Below are 20,542 nucleotides of genomic sequence, written 5' to 3' on the forward strand. Positions count from 1 at the left end.
TTGGGACAGGTTCTGAGCCTGTCGTTCTCCCAAATTTCCGCCCCCGCCTTCCGGCCTTGCGGAATTCCTCCAAAAGCATTTCCACGGAAATTGAAAACCTGCTTCCCGTCACAAAATGCAAAAAACTCTGGGCCTCAGCCCGTAATATCATCCCATGCTGCAATCGCACGCTGCGCGCGCTCACGGACGTCAGAGGCTGTAAATCCTGCTTTGTAAAGACTGGAACCCAGCCCAAAACAGCTCACTCCCGCACCCACATACGTCGCAAAATCGGCCTCGGATACGCCCCCGACAGCCCCCACCGAAATATCCTTTGGCAGCACTGCACAAACAGCCTTGATGCCTTCGGCACCCAGCGCGCTTGCGGGGAAAAACTTGAGTGCCGAAGCGCCCGCATGAATGGCGCTGAAAGCTTCGGTCGGGGTAAACACACCAGGCATCGTCGCCATGCCGTATTTGCCTGCGCGGCGAATGACATCGGGCTCGACATTGGGGCTGACCAGCAGCCTGCCGCCAACATCATTCAGCCGATCCACATTCTCGACAGAGAGCACGGTGCCCGCACCAATCAACACATTCTCCGGCGCAAGCCTGACGGCCTTTTCAATAGAGATAAAAGGCTCTGGCGAATTCAGCGGAATTTCGATTGCCTCGAAGCCTGTCTCGATCAAAGCACTAACAACTGCTTCAGTTTCATCAGGCCGAATACCACGCAGGATCGCAACCAGCGGATAGCGAAGCTTGGGCCAAGCGATACGGTCACTCATTGTTTGCCTCCGGCAAAGGCATGTTTTGCTGCCATGAACAGACCATCGCGGACAAGCTCATCAGCTTCGATGCGTTTGACCTTTAGTCCAGCGATCTCAAGCGCGCTTGCGTAAAGCGCACCCATCATGCCGTCAGAAAGCAGCAGCACGTCATGACACTCACCAAAAATCTTGCGCCCGCCCGCAACTTCCAGCCCAATCAACAGACCCGAAAGACGCGCAAGCTGATCCGAAGGTTTGTAGTCATGCACCAGCCAACCGGCGCGAACAGTAAACAGTGCATTTGAAATCAGCTCAGGTGTTTCAAGTGAGGACTTAACACCCGCAGCAAAGGCAGCACTATTCGGATCTACCGATGCAGAGCCTTCCAACGCACCAGCCAGCACCGACTTTTCTTTAAGAAGCGCAAACAATTCGCCCGTCATGAATGAGCGGTAATCATTGAGCCTGCCATCGGCAATCTGAACCCATTTGGCATGGGTGCCGGGCATCACCACCACCGCATCGCGCGTGCCGCGATGCACAAGACCCAGCAGCTTGGTTTCTTCGCCGCGCATCACATCAGGCGCATCCTCGCTGCGACGCGCAACACCCGGCAGCATGATGACACGCCGCCGTGCAGGCACGCGAACGGCAGCCGCAACAATGCCTTCAAGGCCAGCAGGCAAGCTCATATAAGGCGCTTCGATCCAGCCTGTACGTGAGCCGGCCATGCCACAGATCACCACGGGGAGATCCACAGGTGCATCAACGGAGGCGAGATGCCGTTCCAGTATGGTCTCGAAACCGGCTTCCTTCGCGTGAAGCAAGCCGTCATCGCCACGGCTTTCACGAAGCACGTTTCCATCAGCATCCAGCGTCCAGAGGCGGAACCGGGTCGTGCCCCAGTCCGCCACTGCCGCAAATGGTGTTTTAGCATCAGACATCAATGGTTATCCCGCGGCAGGCCACGCGTATGCGCAATGTCCTGATATTTGACAGCATTTTCTAGAACCGCACCCGTTTCCATCTGGCCGACAATGGCCCGCTGAATTTCCTGCCACGGCGTCTGGCTGTCTGGATATTTATAGCCACCGGCTGCTTCCAAAGCCTTGCGACGCTCTGCCAGTTCGTCGTCCGAAATCAGAATGTCCGCCGTGCCACGACCAATATCGATACGCACCCGATCACCCATTTTTAGGATCGCGAGGCCACCGCCAGCGGCAGCTTCAGGCGATGCATTAAGGATCGACGGCGAACCGGACGTACCCGACTGACGACCATCGCCAATGCACGGTAGCGAGCTGATGCCCTTTTTCAAAAGATAATCAGGCGCACGCATATTAACGACTTCAGCCGCACCAGGATAACCGATTGGACCTGCACCACGCATGAACAAAACCGTGTTCTCATCGATTTCCAACGACGGATCATCAATGCGGCGGTGATAATCTTCCGGCCCATCAAACACCACAGCCTTGCCTTCAAAGGCATTAGGGTCCTTGTCATCGGAGAGGTAGCGATTGCGGAATTCCTCCGAAATAACGCTCAGCTTCATGATCGCTGACGAGAACAGATTGCCACGCAACACACGGAAACCGGCATGTTTCTTCAACGGCTGATCATAGGTCTTGATGACATTGCTGTCTTCAATGGTGGCGTTCTTGCAGTTTTCACCAATGGTCTTGCCATTGACGGTAATAGCATCCTCGTGAATGAGGCCCTGCCCCATCAGCTGATTAACGACAGCGGGCACGCCGCCCGCATGATAATAATCTTCGCCAAGATATTCGCCAGCTGGCTGAAGATTGACGAGCAGCGGGATCTCCTCGCCATATTTCTGCCAGTCATCGACCGTCAGGTCCACGCCGACGTGACGCGCCAAAGCGTTCAAATGGATCGGCGCATTGGTTGAACCACCAATCGCAGAGTTCACACGGATCGCATTGACAAATGCTTCCTTGGTCATGACATCGGAAGGCTTCAGATCTTCGTAGACCATTTCCACAATGCGGCGGCCGGTGAGGTAGGCCACTTCCTGTCGATCACGATAAGGTGCAGGAATTGCCGCCGAGCCCGGCAGCTGCATGCCAAGCGCTTCGGCAAGCGAATTCATCGTGGTCGCCGTGCCCATTGTGTTGCAATAGCCTGTGGACGGAGCCGAGGAAGCAACCAGTTTCACAAAGCCCTGATAGTCGATTTCGCCCTTGGCCAGCAGTTCACGCGCCTTCCAGACAATGGTACCGGAACCCGTGCGCTCACCTCGGAACCAGCCGTTGAGCATCGGGCCGACGGAAAGAGCAATCGCCGGAATATTGACAGTCGCCGCTGCCATAAGACAGGCAGGCGTGGTCTTGTCACAGCCAATCGTCAGCACGACACCGTCGAGCGGATATCCGTACAGCACTTCTACAAGGCCCAGATAGGCAAGATTGCGGTCAAGGCCAGCGGTTGGGCGTTTGCCGGTTTCCTGAATAGGATGAACGGGAAACTCAATCACGATGCCGCCTGCCTCGCGCACACCTTCCCGGACGCGATTGGCGAGTTCCAGATGGTGGCGGTTACACGGCGAAAGATCGGAACCCGTCTGTGCAATCCCGATGATGGGGCGGCCCGATTGCAGCTCTTCCTGGCTCAACCCGTAATTCATGTAGCGCTCCAGATAGAGCGCTGTCATGTCAACATTGTCCGGGTTATCAAACCATGCGCGCGAGCGGAATCTTGGGGCTTTCGGCGTTACGGGCTTATTCATTTCATTGTCCTGCATGGGTGAGAGACCACTCCGCGGCCTCGATTCCTAAAGTCTGCCTGCTATCAATCTTCAAAGGCTTCAATCACGTGCCGCTGCCCGAGAAGGAAAGCATCGGCGACATGGGTCAACGGCGCGAGATCGACATCGCTGCGCCCTTCGCCGACAAGTTTCACGAAGTTTCGGTAAAGACGCTGATACTCCCGATCAGGCTCAGCCATTTTCTCAGCACCATCAATGGTCAGACGACTGCCACCGTGACTGAGCAGCACGGTTCCCTTGTCGGTTTCCACGCGAATGTCCCAGGTCTGCGGTCCGGTCTGTCTCCAGTCGAGTTCAAACGAAACAGGTGTACCGCTTTCCGTTTCAAACTGAAGATCGGCTGCAATCGGTGCCGCACGGTTTTCGGGGAAAAAGAGGTCGGATTTCGTCAGCAAAAACCGCTCAGGAAGAATATGCGTTACAATCGACAGCGCATTGATACCCGGATCGAAAACGCCAAGCCCGCCCGGCTCCCAGATCCACTGCTGGCCCGGATGCCAATGGCGCGCATCTTCTTTCCATGACACAGCAACTGACTTGATTGCAGCATCTTTCAGAAATTCACGAGCTGGCTCAACCGCTGCCGCTTCGCGCGAATGCCACGTCGCATAAAGCGTTACGCCTTGCTTCTCAGCCAAACGCTCCAGTGCCTGCACTTCCGAAATTGTCGCTCCGGGAGGCTTTTCCAGCATCACATGTTTGCGCGCTTTCAGTGCCGCATAGGCCTGTTGAAAGCGCCCCTGCGGCGGTGTGCAAAGCGATACCGCATCGATTGCAATGTCGGTCGCCAGCAGTTCATCAATATCGTGAAACGATGGCGTGCCATCAAGGCCAGCACTGCGGCTGGCAATGGCAGCGAGATAAATACCGTCTACAACTTCAATAGACGGGAGATGCTGGTCACGTGCAATCTTGCCAAGACCAACGATAGCGAGAGCGATGTTCGGCTGCTTGGACATCACCACCTCACAACGCCTTCACAGCAATATCTTCGCTCGCCGCCTGGCCAAGCTTATTAATGAGAGGATAGCGGAATGGCTTCGCGGAAATCTCAAACTGATCACCGGTTTCCGTCTTCACACCTTCCGAGAAAGACAGAGTCGCCGTGCCGAAGAAGTGGACGTGAATATCACCCGGACGGCGGAAAAGCTCATATTTGAAATGGTGATGTTCCAGATTGGCGATGGTGTGCGACATGTTCGCTTCGCCTGACAGGAACGGCTTTTCAAAGATAACGTGATCACCGCGACGGATGCGCGAAACACCTTCTACATGATCTGGCAGTGCTCCCACATAAAGCTCTGGGCCCAGCGATGCCTGACGTAGTTTGGAGTGCGCCAGCCAAAGATAGTTCTGCTTTTCCGTCACATGATCCGAAAATTCATTGGCAAGGCAAAAGCCAAGGCGGAACGGCGTGCCATCTGGCCCAATTAAATAAATGCCTGCCAGCTCCGGCTCTTCACCACCGTCTTCAGCAAAAGCTGGCGAAATAAGTTCACCGCCTGTTTCGACCAGCGCCGAACCGTCACCCTTATAGAACCACTCAGGCTGCACACCGGTTTCGCCCTGCTTTGGCTTGCCGCCTGCAACACCCATCAGGAACATGCGCATGGAGTCGGTCGGCTTTTCAGCAGCCTGTGCTGCCTTGTGCATCTTGTCGCGACCATCGGCGGAACCAAGATGCGTGAGGCCAGTACCCGCGACAATCAGATGCGCGGGATCGGAATGCGTAATGGGCAAACCAACACGGTCACTTGCCAGCGCCGCATCAATATCGACAGCTTCGCCCTTCCCACTCCGCTCCACCTGCTCTGCGAGGCTGATGCCTGCGGAGATTGCTGCCCAGGCCAGTTCATAAGTCGTTGTCACGCCATTGACGATGTGTGCCGCTCCCTCATCCTCGCAAGCAGCCACACGTGCTTCTCCGCGCACATCGCGGAACTGTATCAGACGTAACATTTAACCTCCCAATTTCCGCGAAACCTTCACGGAACATTATCCCGTCCGCCCAGAAAACACATTCGTGCTGCTCAACGGCTCCTTCTTATTAATATGACTATTTTGCCTAACACCGCTTTGTCAAGCAAGCTCGACTGCCCTATGGCACCCCCTATAGCTACCTCTACGGGAAAACAGTTACAAACAATTGATTTTAAATAATTATTACAGATTATGCACGTTTGTCGCACCTCAGGCGTTCGACAAACTCCAGAAATATGCTTGCTATAAAGTAATATTATATGCTTCATAAACGTTAAGGCCGGGAGGGCCTTTTATTGGGAGGAACTAATATGAAACGCAGTTTGACGGCCCTAACGGCCGCATTTTCTTTTGCCCTGATTTCAAGCGTATCTGCAGCATCATTAACTGTCGGCTTTTCGCAGATCGGTTCGGAATCGGGTTGGCGTGCGGCCGAAACCAGCGTCACGAAGCAGGAAGCCGAAAAGCGCGGCCATACATTAAAATTCGCCGACGCACAGCAGAAGCAGGAAAACCAGATCAAGGCCGTTCGCGGCTTCATCGCGCAGGGCGTAGATGCCATCCTGATCGCGCCAGTGGTAGCGACGGGCTGGGATGCAGTTCTGAAAGAAGCCAAGGAAGCTGAAATTCCGGTCGTGCTTCTCGACCGACAGATCGACGCGCCGGACGACCTCTATCTTACCGCCGTCACATCCGATCAGGTCCATGAAGGCAAGGTCGCTGGCGAATGGCTGGTGAAGGATGTGGGCGACAAGCCTTGTTCCGTTGTTGAACTTCAGGGCACGACCGGTTCATCACCTGCGATCAACCGTAAAAAGGGCTTCGAGGAAGCGCTTGCCGGACACGACAATATTAAGATTTCCCGCTCACAGACCGGCGACTTCACCCGTACCAAGGGCAAGGAAGTCATGGAAAGCTTTATCAAGGCTGAAGGCGGCGGCAAGGATATTTGCGCTGTCTACGCCCACAACGACGACATGGCTGTTGGCGCAATTCAGGCCATCAAAGAAGCTGGTCTGAAGCCGGGCACGGATATCAAAATCGTGTCCATCGATTCAGTACCGGATATTTTCCAGGCCATGGCGAATGGCGAAGCCAATGCCACCGTCGAGCTGACACCAAACATGGCTGGCCCGGCATTCGATGCCATCGAAGCTTTCAAGGAGAAGCGCACGGTTCCGCCAAAGTGGATCCAGACCGAATCCAAGCTTTACACGCAGGCTGACGATCCGAAGGCTGTCTATGAGGCCAAGAAGGGTCTCGGCTACTGATCGCATCATCTTATCCGGGCTGCGCAAGTTTGCGTAGCCCGGATGGAACTCGCAAATCAGCAGGCGGAAAAACAATATGGCTCGCTCTGATACCAGCGCGGCGTCAGCACCGGCCACGCCGTTGCTTGAAGCCCGTGGAATAACAAAATCATTTTTCGGCGTCACAGCGCTTGATCATGTCGATTTTGCTCTTGCGAAAGGTGAAATCCACGCCTTGCTCGGCGAAAACGGCGCAGGAAAATCGACGCTCATCAAGATATTGACCGGCGCTTATCATAATTTTGACGGTGCGATCCTGCTTGAAGGGCAGTCGATTGCCCCTGCATCCGTCACCGAAGCGCAAAAACTTGGCATTGGCACTGTCTATCAGGAAGTCAATCTTCTCGAAAACCTGACAGTCGCCGAAAACCTTTTCCTTGGTCGCCAGCCAAGTCGGTTTGGCTTTGTTGATCGCCGCCAGATGGAACGCGATGCAAGCGCACTTCTCGCGCGCTATGGGCTGACAATTGATGTCAGCGCACCTCTTTCGGCTTATTCTGTCGCCATACGCCAGATTATCGCCATCGCCCGTGCAGTCGATCTTTCCGGCAAAGTTCTTGTACTGGATGAGCCAACGGCCAGCCTTGACGCGCGCGAAGTCGAGATGCTGTTCGGGGTGTTGCGGCAATTGAAAGCCGAAGGCCTCGGCATCATCGTCATCACCCACTTTTTAGATCAGGTCTATGCTATCGCCGATTGCGCCACCGTATTGCGTAACGGAAGATTGGTTGGCAGCCGCGACCTTTCCGAATTGCCGCGCACCGACCTCATTTCCATGATGCTGGGCCATCAGTTGCAGGAGACTGTGCGCCGCCAACTGACCGAAGAAGTGAGCGACGACACGCTCGCACCCATTCACTTTTCAGGTTTTGGCAAAAAAGGCAGCGTCGCTCCCTTCGATCTTGCGATCAAGCCGGGCGAAGCAGTCGGCATTGCAGGGTTGCTCGGATCGGGACGCACCGAAACAGCACTGCTGATGTTCGGCGTCGATCAGGCCGACAGCGGCACACTGACAGTGGACGGCAAAGAGACAAAACTGCCGACACCCGTGGCAGCCATTGCTGAACGCTTCGCCTTTTGTCCAGAAGAGCGCAAAACAGACGGCATTATCGGCGACTTCTCCGTTGCCGAAAACATTGCCCTCGCAGTGCAAGCAAAGCGTGGCTGGTCAAAGCCAATTTCGTCCCGTGAAAAAGCAGCTCTCGCCCAGCGCTATATCAAGGCGCTCGATATTCGCCCGCCTGACCCAAACAAGCCGATCAAATTTTTATCCGGTGGCAACCAGCAGAAAGCCATTCTCGCGCGCTGGCTGGCCACTGATCCGCGCCTTTTGATCCTCGATGAGCCGACACGCGGCATTGATATCGGCGCACATGCAGAAATTCTGAAACTGATCGGAGAACTCTGTAACGAAGGTATGTCGCTCGTGATCATTTCTTCCGAATTTGAAGAACTGGCTGCCGTTGCCAATCGTGTCATCGTGCTTTCCGACCGTCACCATGTGGCAGAACTTAAAGGCGAAGAAATCACCGCCGACAACATCGTTCGCGCGATTGCCGAGACTGGTCATGTCAGCGAAAAGGAAGCTGCAGCATGATCGCTCGCCTGCTCAAAAAACTCAGAAGACTGGCACCACAGCTCGCCGCACTTGTGGCCATTCTTGCTGCAAACACGATCATATCGCCGGGATTTCTGGATATTTCATTTCAAAACGGGCGGCTCTATGGAAGCCTGATTGACATTCTGGTGCGTGCGGCACCCGTGGCCATTCTTGCGATCGGCATGACGCTGGTGATCGCCACACGTGGCATTGATCTGTCGGTAGGCGCAGTGATGGCGATAAGCGGTGCCTGTGCCGCTTCGCTCGTCGTCTCAGGCTATCCGCTCGCAGTTGTTATTCCCGTCGCATTGGGTGTTGGCCTTCTATGCGGGTTGTGGAATGGGTTTCTGGTTGCTGTTTTCGATATTCAGCCCATCATCGCGACACTCATTCTGATGGTCGCAGGGCGCGGCATTGCACAGCTCATCACTGAAGGAGCAATTCTTACCTTTAACGACGATTCCTTCGCAACCCTTGGCTCAGGATCGCTGTTTGGTGTACCCGTGCCTGTGCTGATCTGGCTGCTTGCTGGTATCGTGGTCGGCTTCGCAGTGCGATCAACTGCGCTGGGATTTCTCATCGAGGCAACCGGCATCAATCGCCGTGCAGCCATGCTGGCGGGCGTTAAAGCACGCTTTCTTCTATTCAGCGTCTATGCTGTTTCAGGTGTAGGTGCGGCACTCGCAGGTCTGATCGCAACGGCAGATATTCGCGGGGCCGATGCCAATAATGCAGGTCTCTGGCTGGAACTCGACGCCATTCTCGCAGTCGTCATTGGCGGCACATCGTTGAATGGGGGGCGCTTCTCGATCATGGCCTCGCTGCTTGGCGCACTCATCATCCAGTCGATCAATACCGGTATTCTGATGGCGGGTTTCCCACCGGAATTCAACCTCATCATCAAAGCGGGTATCATCATTATCGTGCTGACATTCCAATCACCGGCAATCGTAAATCTGATCGCCTTCCTGCGTGCTGAACGCAAAGGCAATGTCGCCAAACCAACACATCAGAACCAGCAGGGAGCACAATAATGAGAGTGCTTCGCAATCTTCCATTTCTGACAACCGTCGCCATTTTTCTGCTCGCCTATGCAATCTGCGTCATCCAGTTTCCGAACATGCTTTCAACGAGAGTGATCGGAAATCTTCTGACGGATAATGCATTTCTCGGCATTGCCGCGGTTGGCATGACTTTCGTCATCATCTCCGGCGGCATCGACCTTTCAGTCGGATCGGTTATCGCTTTTACCAGCGTTTTTGTGGCTGTCCTTGTCGGTCAGTTGGGCGTGCATCCTCTTGTTGCTTTCGGGCTGGTGCTGGTGCTTGCCGCCCTCTTCGGCGCATGGATGGGCATGATGATCCATTTCTTAGGTATCCCGCCTTTTGTGGCTACGCTGGCAGGTATGTTTCTGGCACGCGGTGCGGCCTTCCTCATCTCGACACAATCCGTGCCGATTTCGCACCCTTTCCTTGATACACTTCAGGGGCTTTACTTCCGGCTTCCGGGTGGTGGCAGACTGACGTTTATCGCTATGGTGATGCTGGCCGTCTTCATAATCGGCGGTATTATCGCGCACCGAACCCGCTTTGGTGCTAATATTTATGCGCTCGGCGGCAATCAGCAATCAGCCGAACTGATGGGTGTTCCCGTGGGCCGAACAACAATCGGCATCTATACGATGTCAGGCGTTCTGTCGGGTCTCGCTGGTATTGTCTATACGCTTTACACCTCTTCTGGCTATTCGCTGGCAACCGTCGGTGTAGAACTTGATGCCATCGCTTCGGTGGTAATCGGCGGAACACTTCTGACCGGTGGCGCAGGTCTTGTAGCGGGCACTTTCGTCGGCATTCTGATACAAGGTCTGATACAGACCTATATTGTTTTCGACGGCACACTGTCTTCTTGGTGGACGAAAATCGCAATCGGTATATTGCTGTTCCTGTTCATTGCACTACAGCGTGGACTTGTCTGGTTTGCTGATATGCGATTAGCACGCCAACGTATAAAGGAGGCTTGAATTGGGATTGCTGGAAACGGCTATAACGGGGCGTAAACGCCATAACAGCCACTCGGTTGTCGTGGGTGAGCTCGGTCGCGGCATCGTCGCAGGCACGATCCCCGAAGGCTCGATCCTGCCCGGTGACAATGATCTCTCATTGCGCTTCGGAGTTTCCCGCACTGTGCTGCGTGAAGCGATGAAGACCCTTGCTGCAAAGCGGCTGATTGAAGCCAAAGCCAAGGTAGGCACCCGCGTTTTAGGCCGTGCAAGCTGGAACTTCTTCGACCCCGATGTGCTGACATGGCGCTTTGAAGCAGGCTTTGATGAAGTTTTTGTCGATCACCTTGCAGAAATGCGTATGGCCCTCGAACCGGCAGCGGCGGCAGCGGCGGCAGTACACGCAACCAGCGACGAGCTCATTGAGCTCTATGCCTTGGCTGCAAAATTCGATGACCCTGCGCACACACCTGAATCGATTGCCAAGGTCGATCTCGAATTTCATCTGGCCATTGCGCGCATGTCTGGAAACCCATTCATGCGCTCGGTCAGCAGCTTGATTGAGGCAGCTCTCGCCATCTCGTTTCAGCTGTCCTCGCCAGCAACTTCCCCTGAAGGCATCGCGGAATGCGCCGCTAATCACCTGCGCATTGCCCATGCTATTGCTTCACGCGATCGCCAGAAAGCGCGGGCAGCCATGGAAAGTGTCATCACACTCGGCGTCGAGCGCATTCGGGTTGCGATATAAACAGCTGGTCAGGATATCTTCAGATCAAACTTAGGATCGCCGCGCAACGTATTGCTGACGGTGCAGATTTCTTCGGCCATCTCCGCAAGGCGATGTTTCTCGTCTTCGGTCAGGTCACCATCAAAATGAAATGTTATATCGAATCGTTCGATGCGTGATGGGCCTTCATGTGCCTTGTCGCCCTTCACTTCCACACGAACATCGGTGAGCTTCTCACGCAATTCGAGCCTGGTGGCAGCAATGCGCGCACTCAGTGCCATGCAGGCAGCAACGGACGCATAGAGCAGATCAAGCGGGTTAAACCCGGCCTGACTGACGCTCGTTACGATCTCTGCCGTGCCGCCCGTAGGTGTTGTGATCGTCGGAAGTTTGCCTTGAGGCATCTCCGCCACCGCCCCGGTTTCACGCGTTCTTACCTTCAGTTCACTCATACCGGAATCCTCCTGTATTCGACACCGCGTGCAAGCCAGCAGCTGACGCTTAAGTCTGTTATCGCGCCCTTATCGTCGCGGCGGAAAACGAGTTTCCACTCACCGGGCGACGGCGCATCCAGCGAGCGCTGAACCGGCAACAGCCAGACATCCGCCCCGACGCTATAAAGCGGATACATATCACTCTTGCCTAGAAACCCTTCGAAAGCACCATAGATCGCGCAACCTTCAGAAACGAGCAAAAGATCGGCATCCAGCTCATCGCTGTGATAGCGGCCAATAATGTCCTGCCTGGTCGCGCCCTTGATACGTTTCATCGTCAGACGCAGATTCTCATCGTCGCGCGAAAGCTCGATCACATCGCCATCGCGCGTTATCGTAGTCACGGACGAGCGAGCCTCGTTAACACCCACCACATCCATCATTTCCGGCCCGGTGCCAAAGCGTGCTTTGATACGCCCGCGCCCGGCATCCTCAAGGCTCAGAACAAGGCCAGTGTCCTGACACAACCATGAACCGAACCAGGCTGCATCCGCTTCCACACGCTGAGGTTCAGAAGTCGATACGCTCAACGCTATATTCATCAATTTGAAGGCAACGTCCGAGGCACCACCCTCGAAATTGAACATGGCAATCGTGGATAACCGCTCATCGACACAATGCCAGCGTTGGCACCGCCAACCGCGAAGTGCACCGCCATGGCCGGTTAGCCTTTTACCGCCCGCTTCCTCAAATTTGAGGCCGAAACCATAAGGCGCATTCGCTCCATCGTTGAATGTTTGCGGTCCGCTGAGGCGGCGATAAATACCGTCCTCATCGTCCCGCGTTGCATCAATAAACTGCTCCCATGCGATCATGTCATCAAGAGACGCGCAAATGCCCGCGTCCCCCATCCAGTGAAGGCGGTTGATCGCAGGCAGAAAGCCTCGAACCGTATCACCCTCATATCCGGTGCATTCATTGAACAGCGCTGTATCCGGGATCAATTCGGCTGTCTTCATGCCAGCAGGCCTGAAAATGTGTTCAGACAGAAGTTCAACCAGCGAGCGTCCGGTATGGCCCTCAATCAGGTCGGCCAGAATACGGAAATTGCCGTTACAGTAGGAATAATGCGAGCCGGGTTCAAAATGCGTGGTTTTCAATCGTCGCAGCAGGCTTTGTGCTTGTTCAGGCAAAAACACGGCTTCAGGATCTGCACCACACAAAACCGTCAGCGCCCAATAATCGCGCAAACCCGACTGGTTGTTGCAAAGATCACGAGTGCTCGGGCGCTCTTCTTCGAACTTGTCGAGATAGACTGCCAAGGCATCGTCCAGCAATTCCGGTTCACCGACAGCGTCAAGCAACACACCACAGGTGAACTGCTTGCTGATCGAGCAAATCGGCATCCGCGTTTCTGCCGTCATTACTTGCCGCGTAGCCAGATCGGCAAAGCCCCAGGCATGCCGCAAAACAACCTCGCCATCCTTGATGACGGCAACGACGCCTCCCGGGCCTTTATAGTTTTGCGGAATTTGGCGAACGAAGGCTTCAAGGGCGGACGTATCAAACTTGGACATGACTTACTCAGGTTTAACAGGGCGACTCAGTTAAAATGATGGCTCAACACGCATCATTTTACCCGATCTATCAAGGCCATAGCCGCGTGCGGATTATGCGCCTTATGGCCGCTGATGACGTAGAGATAGACATCACGTGCCACGTTATCGGACATTGGCGGCGTAATTGTTTTAAGGCTGTCAGGCACATGCCCCACTGCAATTGCCTTGGCCCGCTCCGCCCAATGATCAAGTTCGGCTTCACTGTAACCGAGCGGCTTATTTTCCTCCGTTCCCATGATACGAAGATAGGCAAAGGGTGCTGTCATATCAGCGATTTCAACAAATTTACTGTCACCCGCGATTACAACCGCCACCCCGTAATCACGCAGCAGTGCAATGAAATCCGGCGAGTTAAAACTCTCGTGGCGTACTTCAACCGCATGACGCAAATCGCGACCATCAGCCCGCTTCGGCAGAAGCTTGAGGAAGGCCTCAAAATCTTCCGGGTCGAATTTCTTCGTTCCCATGAACTGCCAGTTGATCACACCAAGCTTGTCTTTGAGTTCGAGAAGACCACCGTTTATGAATTTCTCGATGCCCTCACCCGCTTCGGCCAGAACCCTGCGATTTGTAGAAAACCGCGGCGCTTTCAATGAAAAAACAAAGCCATCTGGCGTCTCGTCATGCCATTTGGCGAAAGTCGTGGGCTTCTGGGGGCCGTAATAGGTGCTGTTGATCTCGATAGAAGTCAGTTTGCTTGACGCATATTCGAGCTGGCGCTTCTTTGAGAGCTTTTCGGGATAAAAACTCTGGTCCCACTCCTCAAAAGCCCAGCCGCCTATACCGACGCGGATCTTGCCTGAATTTGTCTGGCTCATTTTCTCCATACCTCCGCGACATGAGTTCATCAGCTTTGGTCATCATGTTTAAGCTGTATTCATATCGTCCGCTATGCTGTTATCAATAGGCTTTACTGGAGGAGTAAACAAATGTCGGAAACAAAAGATCCGATCGTCATCGCCAGTGCGGTACGAACACCGATCGGGAGTTTTCAAGGGGCGCTCAAGGGAGAGGCTGCAACTGAACTTGGCGCGATCACAATCAAGGAAGCTGTTAGCTGCGCCAAGCTCAACCCTGATCAAATCGATGAAGTGATGATGGGCTGTGTGCTATCCGCCGGCCTTGGACAGGCGCCGGGGCGTCAAGCGTCGATCCATGCTGGTCTTCCTCAGGAAGTGCCTTGCTCGACAATCAACAAAGTTTGCGGTTCAGGCATGAAGACAGTCATGCTGAGCGCCGATCTGATTTCCGCCGGAAGCGCTGACATTGTAGTCGCGGGCGGCATGGAAAGCATGACCAACTCGCCTTACCTGCTTGAAAAAGCGCGCGGCGGATATCGCATGGGTCATGGCAAAATCTACGACCATATGTTCCTTGATGGCCTTGAAGACGCCTATGATAAAGGTCGCGCCATGGGAACTTTTGCGGAAGAAACTGCGGACCTTTATCAATTCACCCGCCAGCAACAGGATGAGTTTGCTCTGCGCTCACTATCCCGCGCACTCAAGGCCACTGAAGCGGGATATTTCCAGAACGAACTGGTGAAAGTTGCCGAGCTTGACCGCGACGAGCAACCAACTCGTGCCAAGCCTGAAAAGATACCAAATCTCAAGCCTGCCTTCCGTGAAGGTGGCACGATTACTGCTGCCAACTCTTCGTCGATTTCAGATGGCGCAGCGGCCCTCACCGTGATGCGGCTTTCAACGGCTGAAAAGCTGGGCGCTGAGCCGCTGGCCATTATTCGTGATCATGCGAGCCATGCGCATCAGCCTGCCTGGTTCACCACGACACCCATTTTTGCCATGAAGAAACTCTTCGAAAAAACCGGCTGGAACGCACGTGACGTTGATCTGTTTGAAATCAACGAAGCCTTTGCAGTTGTCGTCATGGCTGCGATGCAGGAGCTCGATCTCCCTGCCGACAAGGTGAATATTCATGGTGGCGCCTGCGCTATGGGGCACCCTATCGGCTGCTCCGGCGCACGCATCATTGTGACTTTGCTTCATGCCATGAAGCAGAACAATCTCAAGCGTGGCATGGCCTCGGTTTGTATCGGCGGCGGTGAAGCAACTGCCATTGCACTTGAAGCACTCTGAAGGGGGACAGATGAATATTCAGGGACAAATCGCCATCGTTAGCGGTGGCGCTTCCGGACTGGGTGCGGCAACGGCCCGGGCGCTTGCGGCCAAGGGCGCAAAAGTCGCCATTCTCGACTTCAATATTGATGGCGCGAACGCAGTTGCAGCTGAGATAGGTGGCATCGCTGTTCAATGCGATGTATCCGATGCAGCCAGCGCAGAAGCGGCTTTCCAAACTATCGGTCAGAAACTCGGAACACCTTATATCCTCGTGAATTGCGCAGGCGTGGCACCGGCAAAGAAAATGCTTGCTCGCGACGGCAGCGTTATGCCGCTGGATGATTTCCGCCGTGCTGTTGAAATCAACCTCATCGGCTCATTCAATCTGTTGCGACTTTTCGCAGATGTCGCATCCAAGAATGAAGCCTTGCCCACCGGCGAACGTGGCATTGTGATCAATACCGCTTCTGTTGCAGCTTTTGACGGGCAAATAGGCCAGACGGCCTATGCCGCGTCCAAAGGAGGCGTTGTGGGCCTGACACTGCCTGCTGCGCGTGAACTCGCGCCACTTGGTATTCGGGTGTGCGCCATCGCACCCGGCATTTTTGAAACACCTATGCTTAAAGGCCTGCCGCAACCTGCACAGGATGCGCTTGGCCAGATGGTTCCTTTCCCCCCACGTCTGGGTCGGCCGGACGAATATGCAGCCCTCGCGCTGCATATTATCGAAAACAGCATGCTCAACGGCGAAACCATAAGGCTCGATGGTGCGCTGCGTATGCCTCCGAAATAAAGGCGGACAAGAATTCCGCTCACAATGACGAACCTGTCATTCAGATATTTTGAGAGTAGGGAAATGCACAAATCCACAAATAACAGCAACATGCGAACCGGCGGCCAGATATTGGTGGATGCCTTGGGCATTCATGGCGTCGACCGCGTTTTCTGCGTGCCCGGCGAAAGCTATCTTGCAGCACTTGATGCCTTTCATGATGTCAGTGACGAGATTGACTTAATTGTCTGCCGTCAGGAAGGCGGAGCGGCCTATATGGCTGACGCCTACGGCAAACTGACAGGCAAACCCGGCATTTGCTTTGTCACACGTGGCCCCGGTGCGACGAATGCATCCGTTGGTGTTCATACAGCCTTTCAGGATTCCACGCCGATGCTTCTGTTCATAGGACAGGTTGCCAGCGATCAGGTGGAGCGCGAGGCATTTCAGGAAGTCGATTACCGTCGCATGTTTGGTCAGATGGCCAAATGGGTGGTTCAGATTGATGATGCTGCCCGTATCCCGGAGCTCGTAAGCCAGGCTTTCCACCGCGCAGTCAACGGACGCCCCGGCCCTGTGGTGATTGCGCTGCCTGAAGACATGCTGACATCACACGCAACCGTCAGCGATGCACCGGCTTATAAACAAGTCGAGATGCATCCGGGTAGCGATCAGTTACAGGATATGAGGGCTCTCGTCGAAAAAGCCGAACGTCCTCTGATGATCGTTGGCGGCGGTGGCTGGAACGCAGATGCAGTCCGGGACCTGCAAACCTTTGCTGAAAACATGTCTCTGCCGGTCGCTGCATCGTTCCGTTGTCAGGATATGTTCGACAACACCCACCCGCTTTATGCAGGCGAAATGGGAACATCGATCAGTCCGAAACTCGCAGCGCGTGTGAAAGATTCAGATCTGCTGCTGGTCGTCGGCGCACGCCTTGGTGAAATGACCACACAAGGCTATGAGCTGATCAATATTCCGGTCCCGAAGCAAAAGCTTATTCATGTCCATTCGGGAGCCGAAGAGCTTGGGCGTGTCTACCATGCAGATATTCCGATCAACGCCAGCATGCCCGCATTCGCAAAGGCAGTAGCGAAGCTTGCACCTGTCAGCAATCCAAACTCGAAAGCTTGGGCGGAAAGCGCCAATATCGATTATCGCGACAATCTGAAAACGCCGACCATTCCCGGTAATGTTCAGATGGGTGAGGTCATGGAGTGGCTGCGCGCGCACGTGCCCGCAGACACCATCATCACCAATGGTGCAGGCAATTACTCGGCCTGGCCGCACCGCTTCTTTCAATACCGCACCTATCGCAGCCAGCTGGCCCCGACCAATGGTTCAATGGGTTATGGTGTACCAGCAGCTGTCGCAGCCAAGCTGACAGCCCCTGAAAGAACCGTCATTGCGTTCGCAGGTGACGGTTGTTTCCTGATGAATGGTCAGGAGCTCGCCACCGCCGCACAATATGGTGCCAACGCGATTTTCATTGTCGTGAATAACGGCATGTATGGCACCATCCGTATGCATCAGGAGCGCACTTATCCGGGCCGCGTTTCCGGCACCGGCCTTGCAAATCCTGATTTCGCAGCACTTGCCCGTGCCTATGGTCTTCATGGTGAAACGGTTGAGAAAACAGCTGATTTCGCTTCGGCTTTCGAGCGTTGCCAACAATCTGGCAAGCCAGCTCTTATCGAAATCCGCATCGACCCGGAAGCGCTGTCACCCAAAATGACCCTGAGCCAAATGCGGGAACAAGGATTAGCCAAACAGAGGTAACAACCCTCCTCGCATTGAACTTCGTGCCGGGTTTTCTCCAACAAGGAAACCCGGTGAAGTTCCGTTAAGGACAATTCAATCCATTTAAATGCAGGGATTCTCCCTAAAATTGTGTGGTGTCACCGCAATGTCGAGTGTGAAATCGGCCCAACTACCGCTGATACAACTTTAGTTGGGATGAATACAATTTAGGGTAGACATTCGCGCCCAAGTCGCAGATAACCCGCCCGGGTTGCAAACGGGAGGGTAAATTGCGAACACTTAATCTATTCATAATTGGCTTTGGCTTCAGCGCACTTGTGATGACCTGCATCTATGCCATTGGCGGCGGATTAATCTGAACTGATAATCAGGATCGAAGAAGGTCATCCCCCAAGAAGCTTGCTGAGGCCTCGCGCACCGCACCAAGCATAAAATCGCTGATCACTCTGATACGCGGCGCGGCCATGACATCAACATGGCAATTCATCCAATATTCGCGTTCAAGATGCATTTCTTTGGGCAATACCGACACCAGCTCAGTGTGTAGGCTGGCAATATAATATGGCAGAACACAAAGCCCATAGCCGGTCAGCGTTGCTGTCAGTTGTGCGTGAATGCTTGAACTCTGATAACTACAGCGCTGCCCGGGCAATATCTCGCGCATATAATCGAGACCGGGTGTGAACACCATGTCGTCGATATAGCCGATGAAGGGATGCCTTGTCAGATCTTCACGCGATTTGATCGGCTGATGACAGTTCAGATAATCACGGTGCCCATAGATGAACAGGCGATATGGCGTAAGCCGTTCGCTATGATAGGGACCCGTGCGAGGCATATGCAGTGTAATGGACAGTTCCGCTTCACGGCGCGATAGTGACATGATCTGCTGAATTGTGACCACTTCGACTGACAGGCTGGGATAGGATTGCGCCAGCACCGGCAGGCGATCGGCCAGAAAGAAGTTGCCGAATCCTTCCAGTGTGGAAAGACGCACCACGCCCGAGAGCGCGGAAAGATTACCGGTTGCCTCCGTTCGAAACTTCATGGCCTCGCGCTCCATCACCTCTGCCGGTTCGACAAGCCGCTCACCGACAGGTGTCAAAAGATAACCGCGCGGGTTTCTCTCAAACAATTTAGTTGCAAGCGACTGCTCCAGTCGATCAATCCGGCGCAGAACCGTGACATGGCTTGTTCGCAATTGCCTGGCAGCCGTCGAAAGCTGCCCTGTCCGCGCGACAGCCAGAAAATATTGCAGGTCATCCCACGTAAATTGGCGCAACGGTTCCTCCTCATATCTCTCTGTACATTTTCGTACAGACCGTGTTCAAAAATTGTTGTTCGTGTACGCATTTGTCAATGCTACCGTTCTAATGAACCGCTCGAGTGGAGGAATAAATCGGGCGCATGCGGAGGGGAAAATGGCCAAGAGGAAAGCCATCGCCCCTATCTGACAGGCAATTTTACCGGAGGTTACTGCCCGATTTCTCGTGGCGGTTTAAGGACTTATTGGGAGGAGCACTGAATGAACCTTTTCGCACTTGCAACGGCTGCGCTTTTTGCTGCAACCGCAATTTCATCAGCAGCAGAAATATCAGACGGCAAGGTCAAGATTGGCATCCTGAACGACCAATCCGGCGTTTATGCCGACTTCGGTGGCAAATGGTCGTTCGAAGCTGCAAAAATGGCCGCCGAGGATTTCGGCGGTACGGTGCTGGATGCGCCAATTGAAATCATCACCGCTGACCATCAGAACAAACCTGACGTGGCCTCAAACATTGCGCGCCAGTGGTACGACACTGAACAGGTCGATGCCATCATGGAACTGACCAGTTCTTCTGTCGGTCTGGCCGTGCAGGCTCTCTCAAAGGACAAAAAGAAAATCACCATCAATACGGGTGCAGCAACATCGGAATTGACGGGTAAACAGTGCACTCCTTACGGTTTTCATTGGGCGTATGACACCCATGCGCTCGCGGTCGGCACCGGCGGCTCTCTCGTCGAGCAGGGTGGCGACACATGGTACTTCCTGACAGCCGACTATGCTTTCGGCTATTCACTGGAAGAGCAGACATCTAAATTCGTTGAATCGAAGGGCGGCAAAGTTTTAGGCTCGGTTCGCCATCCTTTGAGCACCACAGATTATTCCTCCTTCCTGCTGCAAGCACAATCTTCGGGTGCCAAGGTAGTCGGCCTTGCTAATGCGGGCCTCGATACATCCAACGCCATCAAACAGGCTGCTGAATTCGGCATTGTGGCAGGCGGTCAGCGTCTGGCGGCACTGCTCTTTACGCTTGCAGAAGTGCACGGCCTCGGCCTCGAAGCGGCACAGGGCCTGACGCTCACTGAAGGCTTCTACTGGGATCGCGACGATGAATCGCGCGAGTTCAGCAAGCGCTTCTTTGATCGCACGGGCCGTATGCCGAACATGATTCAGGCAGGTACTTACTCCGCAGTTCTGCAATATCTGAAAGCCATCAAGGAAGCTGGCACAGATGAGACTGAAGCCGTGGCCAAGAAACTTCATGAAATGCCCGTCAACGACGTCTTCGCCCGTAATGGGAAAGTCGGCGCCAATGGACGCATGATCTATGACATGTACCTCATGGAAGTGAAGAAGCCTGACGAAAGCAAAGCTCCTTGGGATTACTATAAAGTGCTGGCCACCATTCCAGGCGATCAGGCTTATCTGAAGCCAGCAGAAAGCGGCTGTCCTTTGGTTACG

The 20,542-nt window shown here is 54.3% G+C and carries 18 protein-coding genes; 9 read left to right on the forward strand and 9 right to left on the reverse strand.

The genetic code is table 11. The annotated features are described in order from the left end of the window. Positions 1–134: 134 nt before the first annotated feature. From CEV32_RS14740 to araD1, 5 genes are all read right to left on the reverse strand, one after another. Entirely contained in the window at positions 135–767 is a 633-nt protein-coding gene (locus CEV32_RS14740; protein WP_094577837.1) for a 2-dehydro-3-deoxy-6-phosphogalactonate aldolase, read from the reverse strand. Then, positions 764–1,693, reverse strand: a complete 930-nt coding sequence (locus CEV32_RS14745; RefSeq protein WP_094577838.1) for a 2-dehydro-3-deoxygalactonokinase — start codon at positions 1,691–1,693, stop codon at positions 764–766. Before CEV32_RS14745 ends, CEV32_RS14740 begins: the two co-directional genes overlap by 4 nt. Next, on the reverse strand, positions 1,693–3,498 hold the full coding sequence (locus tag CEV32_RS14750; protein ID WP_094577905.1) for an IlvD/Edd family dehydratase: 1,806 nt from the start codon (positions 3,496–3,498) through the stop codon (positions 1,693–1,695). Before CEV32_RS14750 ends, CEV32_RS14745 begins: the two co-directional genes overlap by 1 nt. 62 nt (positions 3,499–3,560) lie before the next feature. Then, complete coding sequence (locus CEV32_RS14755) at positions 3,561–4,496, reverse strand: Gfo/Idh/MocA family protein (protein ID WP_094577839.1); 936 nt, start codon at positions 4,494–4,496, stop codon at positions 3,561–3,563. Positions 4,497–4,503: 7 nt separating this feature from the next. Further along, positions 4,504–5,496 (reverse strand): AraD1 family protein, encoded by a 993-nt coding sequence (gene araD1 / locus CEV32_RS14760; protein ID WP_094577840.1) that lies wholly within the window; start codon positions 5,494–5,496, stop codon positions 4,504–4,506. Positions 5,497–5,828: 332 nt separating this feature from the next. On the opposite strand from araD1, the gene ytfQ reads away from it, so the two are divergent. The 5 genes from ytfQ (at position 5,829) to CEV32_RS14785 (ending at position 11,174) form a co-directional block, all read left to right on the forward strand. Continuing rightward, on the forward strand, positions 5,829–6,788 hold the full coding sequence (ytfQ, locus tag CEV32_RS14765; RefSeq protein ID WP_094577841.1) for a galactofuranose ABC transporter, galactofuranose-binding protein YtfQ: 960 nt from the start codon (positions 5,829–5,831) through the stop codon (positions 6,786–6,788). 76 nt (positions 6,789–6,864) lie between these two features. Then, on the forward strand, positions 6,865–8,424 hold the full coding sequence (locus CEV32_RS14770) for a sugar ABC transporter ATP-binding protein (protein WP_094577842.1): 1,560 nt from the start codon (positions 6,865–6,867) through the stop codon (positions 8,422–8,424). Then, entirely contained in the window at positions 8,421–9,461 is a 1,041-nt protein-coding gene (locus tag CEV32_RS14775) for an ABC transporter permease (protein WP_094577843.1), read from the forward strand. The genes CEV32_RS14770 and CEV32_RS14775 overlap by 4 nt, the downstream gene beginning before the upstream one ends. After that, positions 9,461–10,447 (forward strand): galactofuranose ABC transporter, permease protein YjfF, encoded by a 987-nt coding sequence (yjfF, locus tag CEV32_RS14780; RefSeq protein ID WP_094577844.1) that lies wholly within the window; start codon positions 9,461–9,463, stop codon positions 10,445–10,447. Before CEV32_RS14775 ends, yjfF begins: the two co-directional genes overlap by 1 nt. A 1-nt stretch (position 10,448) precedes the next feature. Then, positions 10,449–11,174, forward strand: a complete 726-nt coding sequence (locus CEV32_RS14785) for a FadR/GntR family transcriptional regulator (RefSeq protein WP_094577845.1) — start codon at positions 10,449–10,451, stop codon at positions 11,172–11,174. Between the two features lie 8 nt (positions 11,175–11,182). Here CEV32_RS14785 and CEV32_RS14790 read toward each other — a convergent pair whose 3' ends face one another. Genes CEV32_RS14790 through CEV32_RS14800 form a run of 3 tightly spaced genes read right to left on the reverse strand, consistent with a single transcriptional unit; the run spans position 11,183 to position 14,024 of the window. Further along, positions 11,183–11,605 (reverse strand): OsmC family protein, encoded by a 423-nt coding sequence (locus tag CEV32_RS14790; protein ID WP_094577846.1) that lies wholly within the window; start codon positions 11,603–11,605, stop codon positions 11,183–11,185. Then, on the reverse strand, positions 11,602–13,164 hold the full coding sequence (locus tag CEV32_RS14795; RefSeq protein ID WP_094577847.1) for a D-aminopeptidase: 1,563 nt from the start codon (positions 13,162–13,164) through the stop codon (positions 11,602–11,604). The genes CEV32_RS14790 and CEV32_RS14795 overlap by 4 nt, the downstream gene beginning before the upstream one ends. A gap of 53 nt (positions 13,165–13,217) precedes the next feature. After that, a complete protein-coding gene (locus CEV32_RS14800) occupies positions 13,218–14,024 on the reverse strand; it encodes a DUF72 domain-containing protein (RefSeq protein ID WP_094577848.1) in 807 nt (268 codons plus the stop codon). A 111-nt stretch (positions 14,025–14,135) separates the two neighbouring features. On the opposite strand from CEV32_RS14800, the gene CEV32_RS14805 reads away from it, so the two are divergent. From CEV32_RS14805 to CEV32_RS14815, 3 genes are all read left to right on the forward strand, one after another. Next, entirely contained in the window at positions 14,136–15,302 is a 1,167-nt protein-coding gene (locus CEV32_RS14805) for an acetyl-CoA C-acyltransferase (protein ID WP_094577849.1), read from the forward strand. A 10-nt stretch (positions 15,303–15,312) separates the two neighbouring features. Beyond that, positions 15,313–16,077 (forward strand): SDR family oxidoreductase, encoded by a 765-nt coding sequence (locus tag CEV32_RS14810; RefSeq protein WP_094577850.1) that lies wholly within the window; start codon positions 15,313–15,315, stop codon positions 16,075–16,077. A 63-nt stretch (positions 16,078–16,140) separates the two neighbouring features. Then, entirely contained in the window at positions 16,141–17,835 is a 1,695-nt protein-coding gene (locus CEV32_RS14815; RefSeq protein WP_094577851.1) for a thiamine pyrophosphate-binding protein, read from the forward strand. 349 nt (positions 17,836–18,184) lie between these two features. Here CEV32_RS14815 and CEV32_RS14820 read toward each other — a convergent pair whose 3' ends face one another. Beyond that, positions 18,185–19,099: a LysR family transcriptional regulator gene (locus CEV32_RS14820; protein ID WP_094577852.1), complete on the reverse strand. Its 915-nt coding sequence runs from the start codon at positions 19,097–19,099 to the stop codon at positions 18,185–18,187. A gap of 243 nt (positions 19,100–19,342) precedes the next feature. Here CEV32_RS14820 and CEV32_RS14825 point away from each other — a divergent pair. After that, a partial coding sequence (locus CEV32_RS14825) for an ABC transporter substrate-binding protein (protein WP_094577853.1) occupies positions 19,343–20,542 on the forward strand: 1,200 nt, incomplete at its 3' end.

It is taken from the genome of Brucella rhizosphaerae (assembly GCF_002252475.1).
In the GTDB taxonomy this organism is placed as follows: domain Bacteria; phylum Pseudomonadota; class Alphaproteobacteria; order Rhizobiales; family Rhizobiaceae; genus Brucella; species Brucella rhizosphaerae.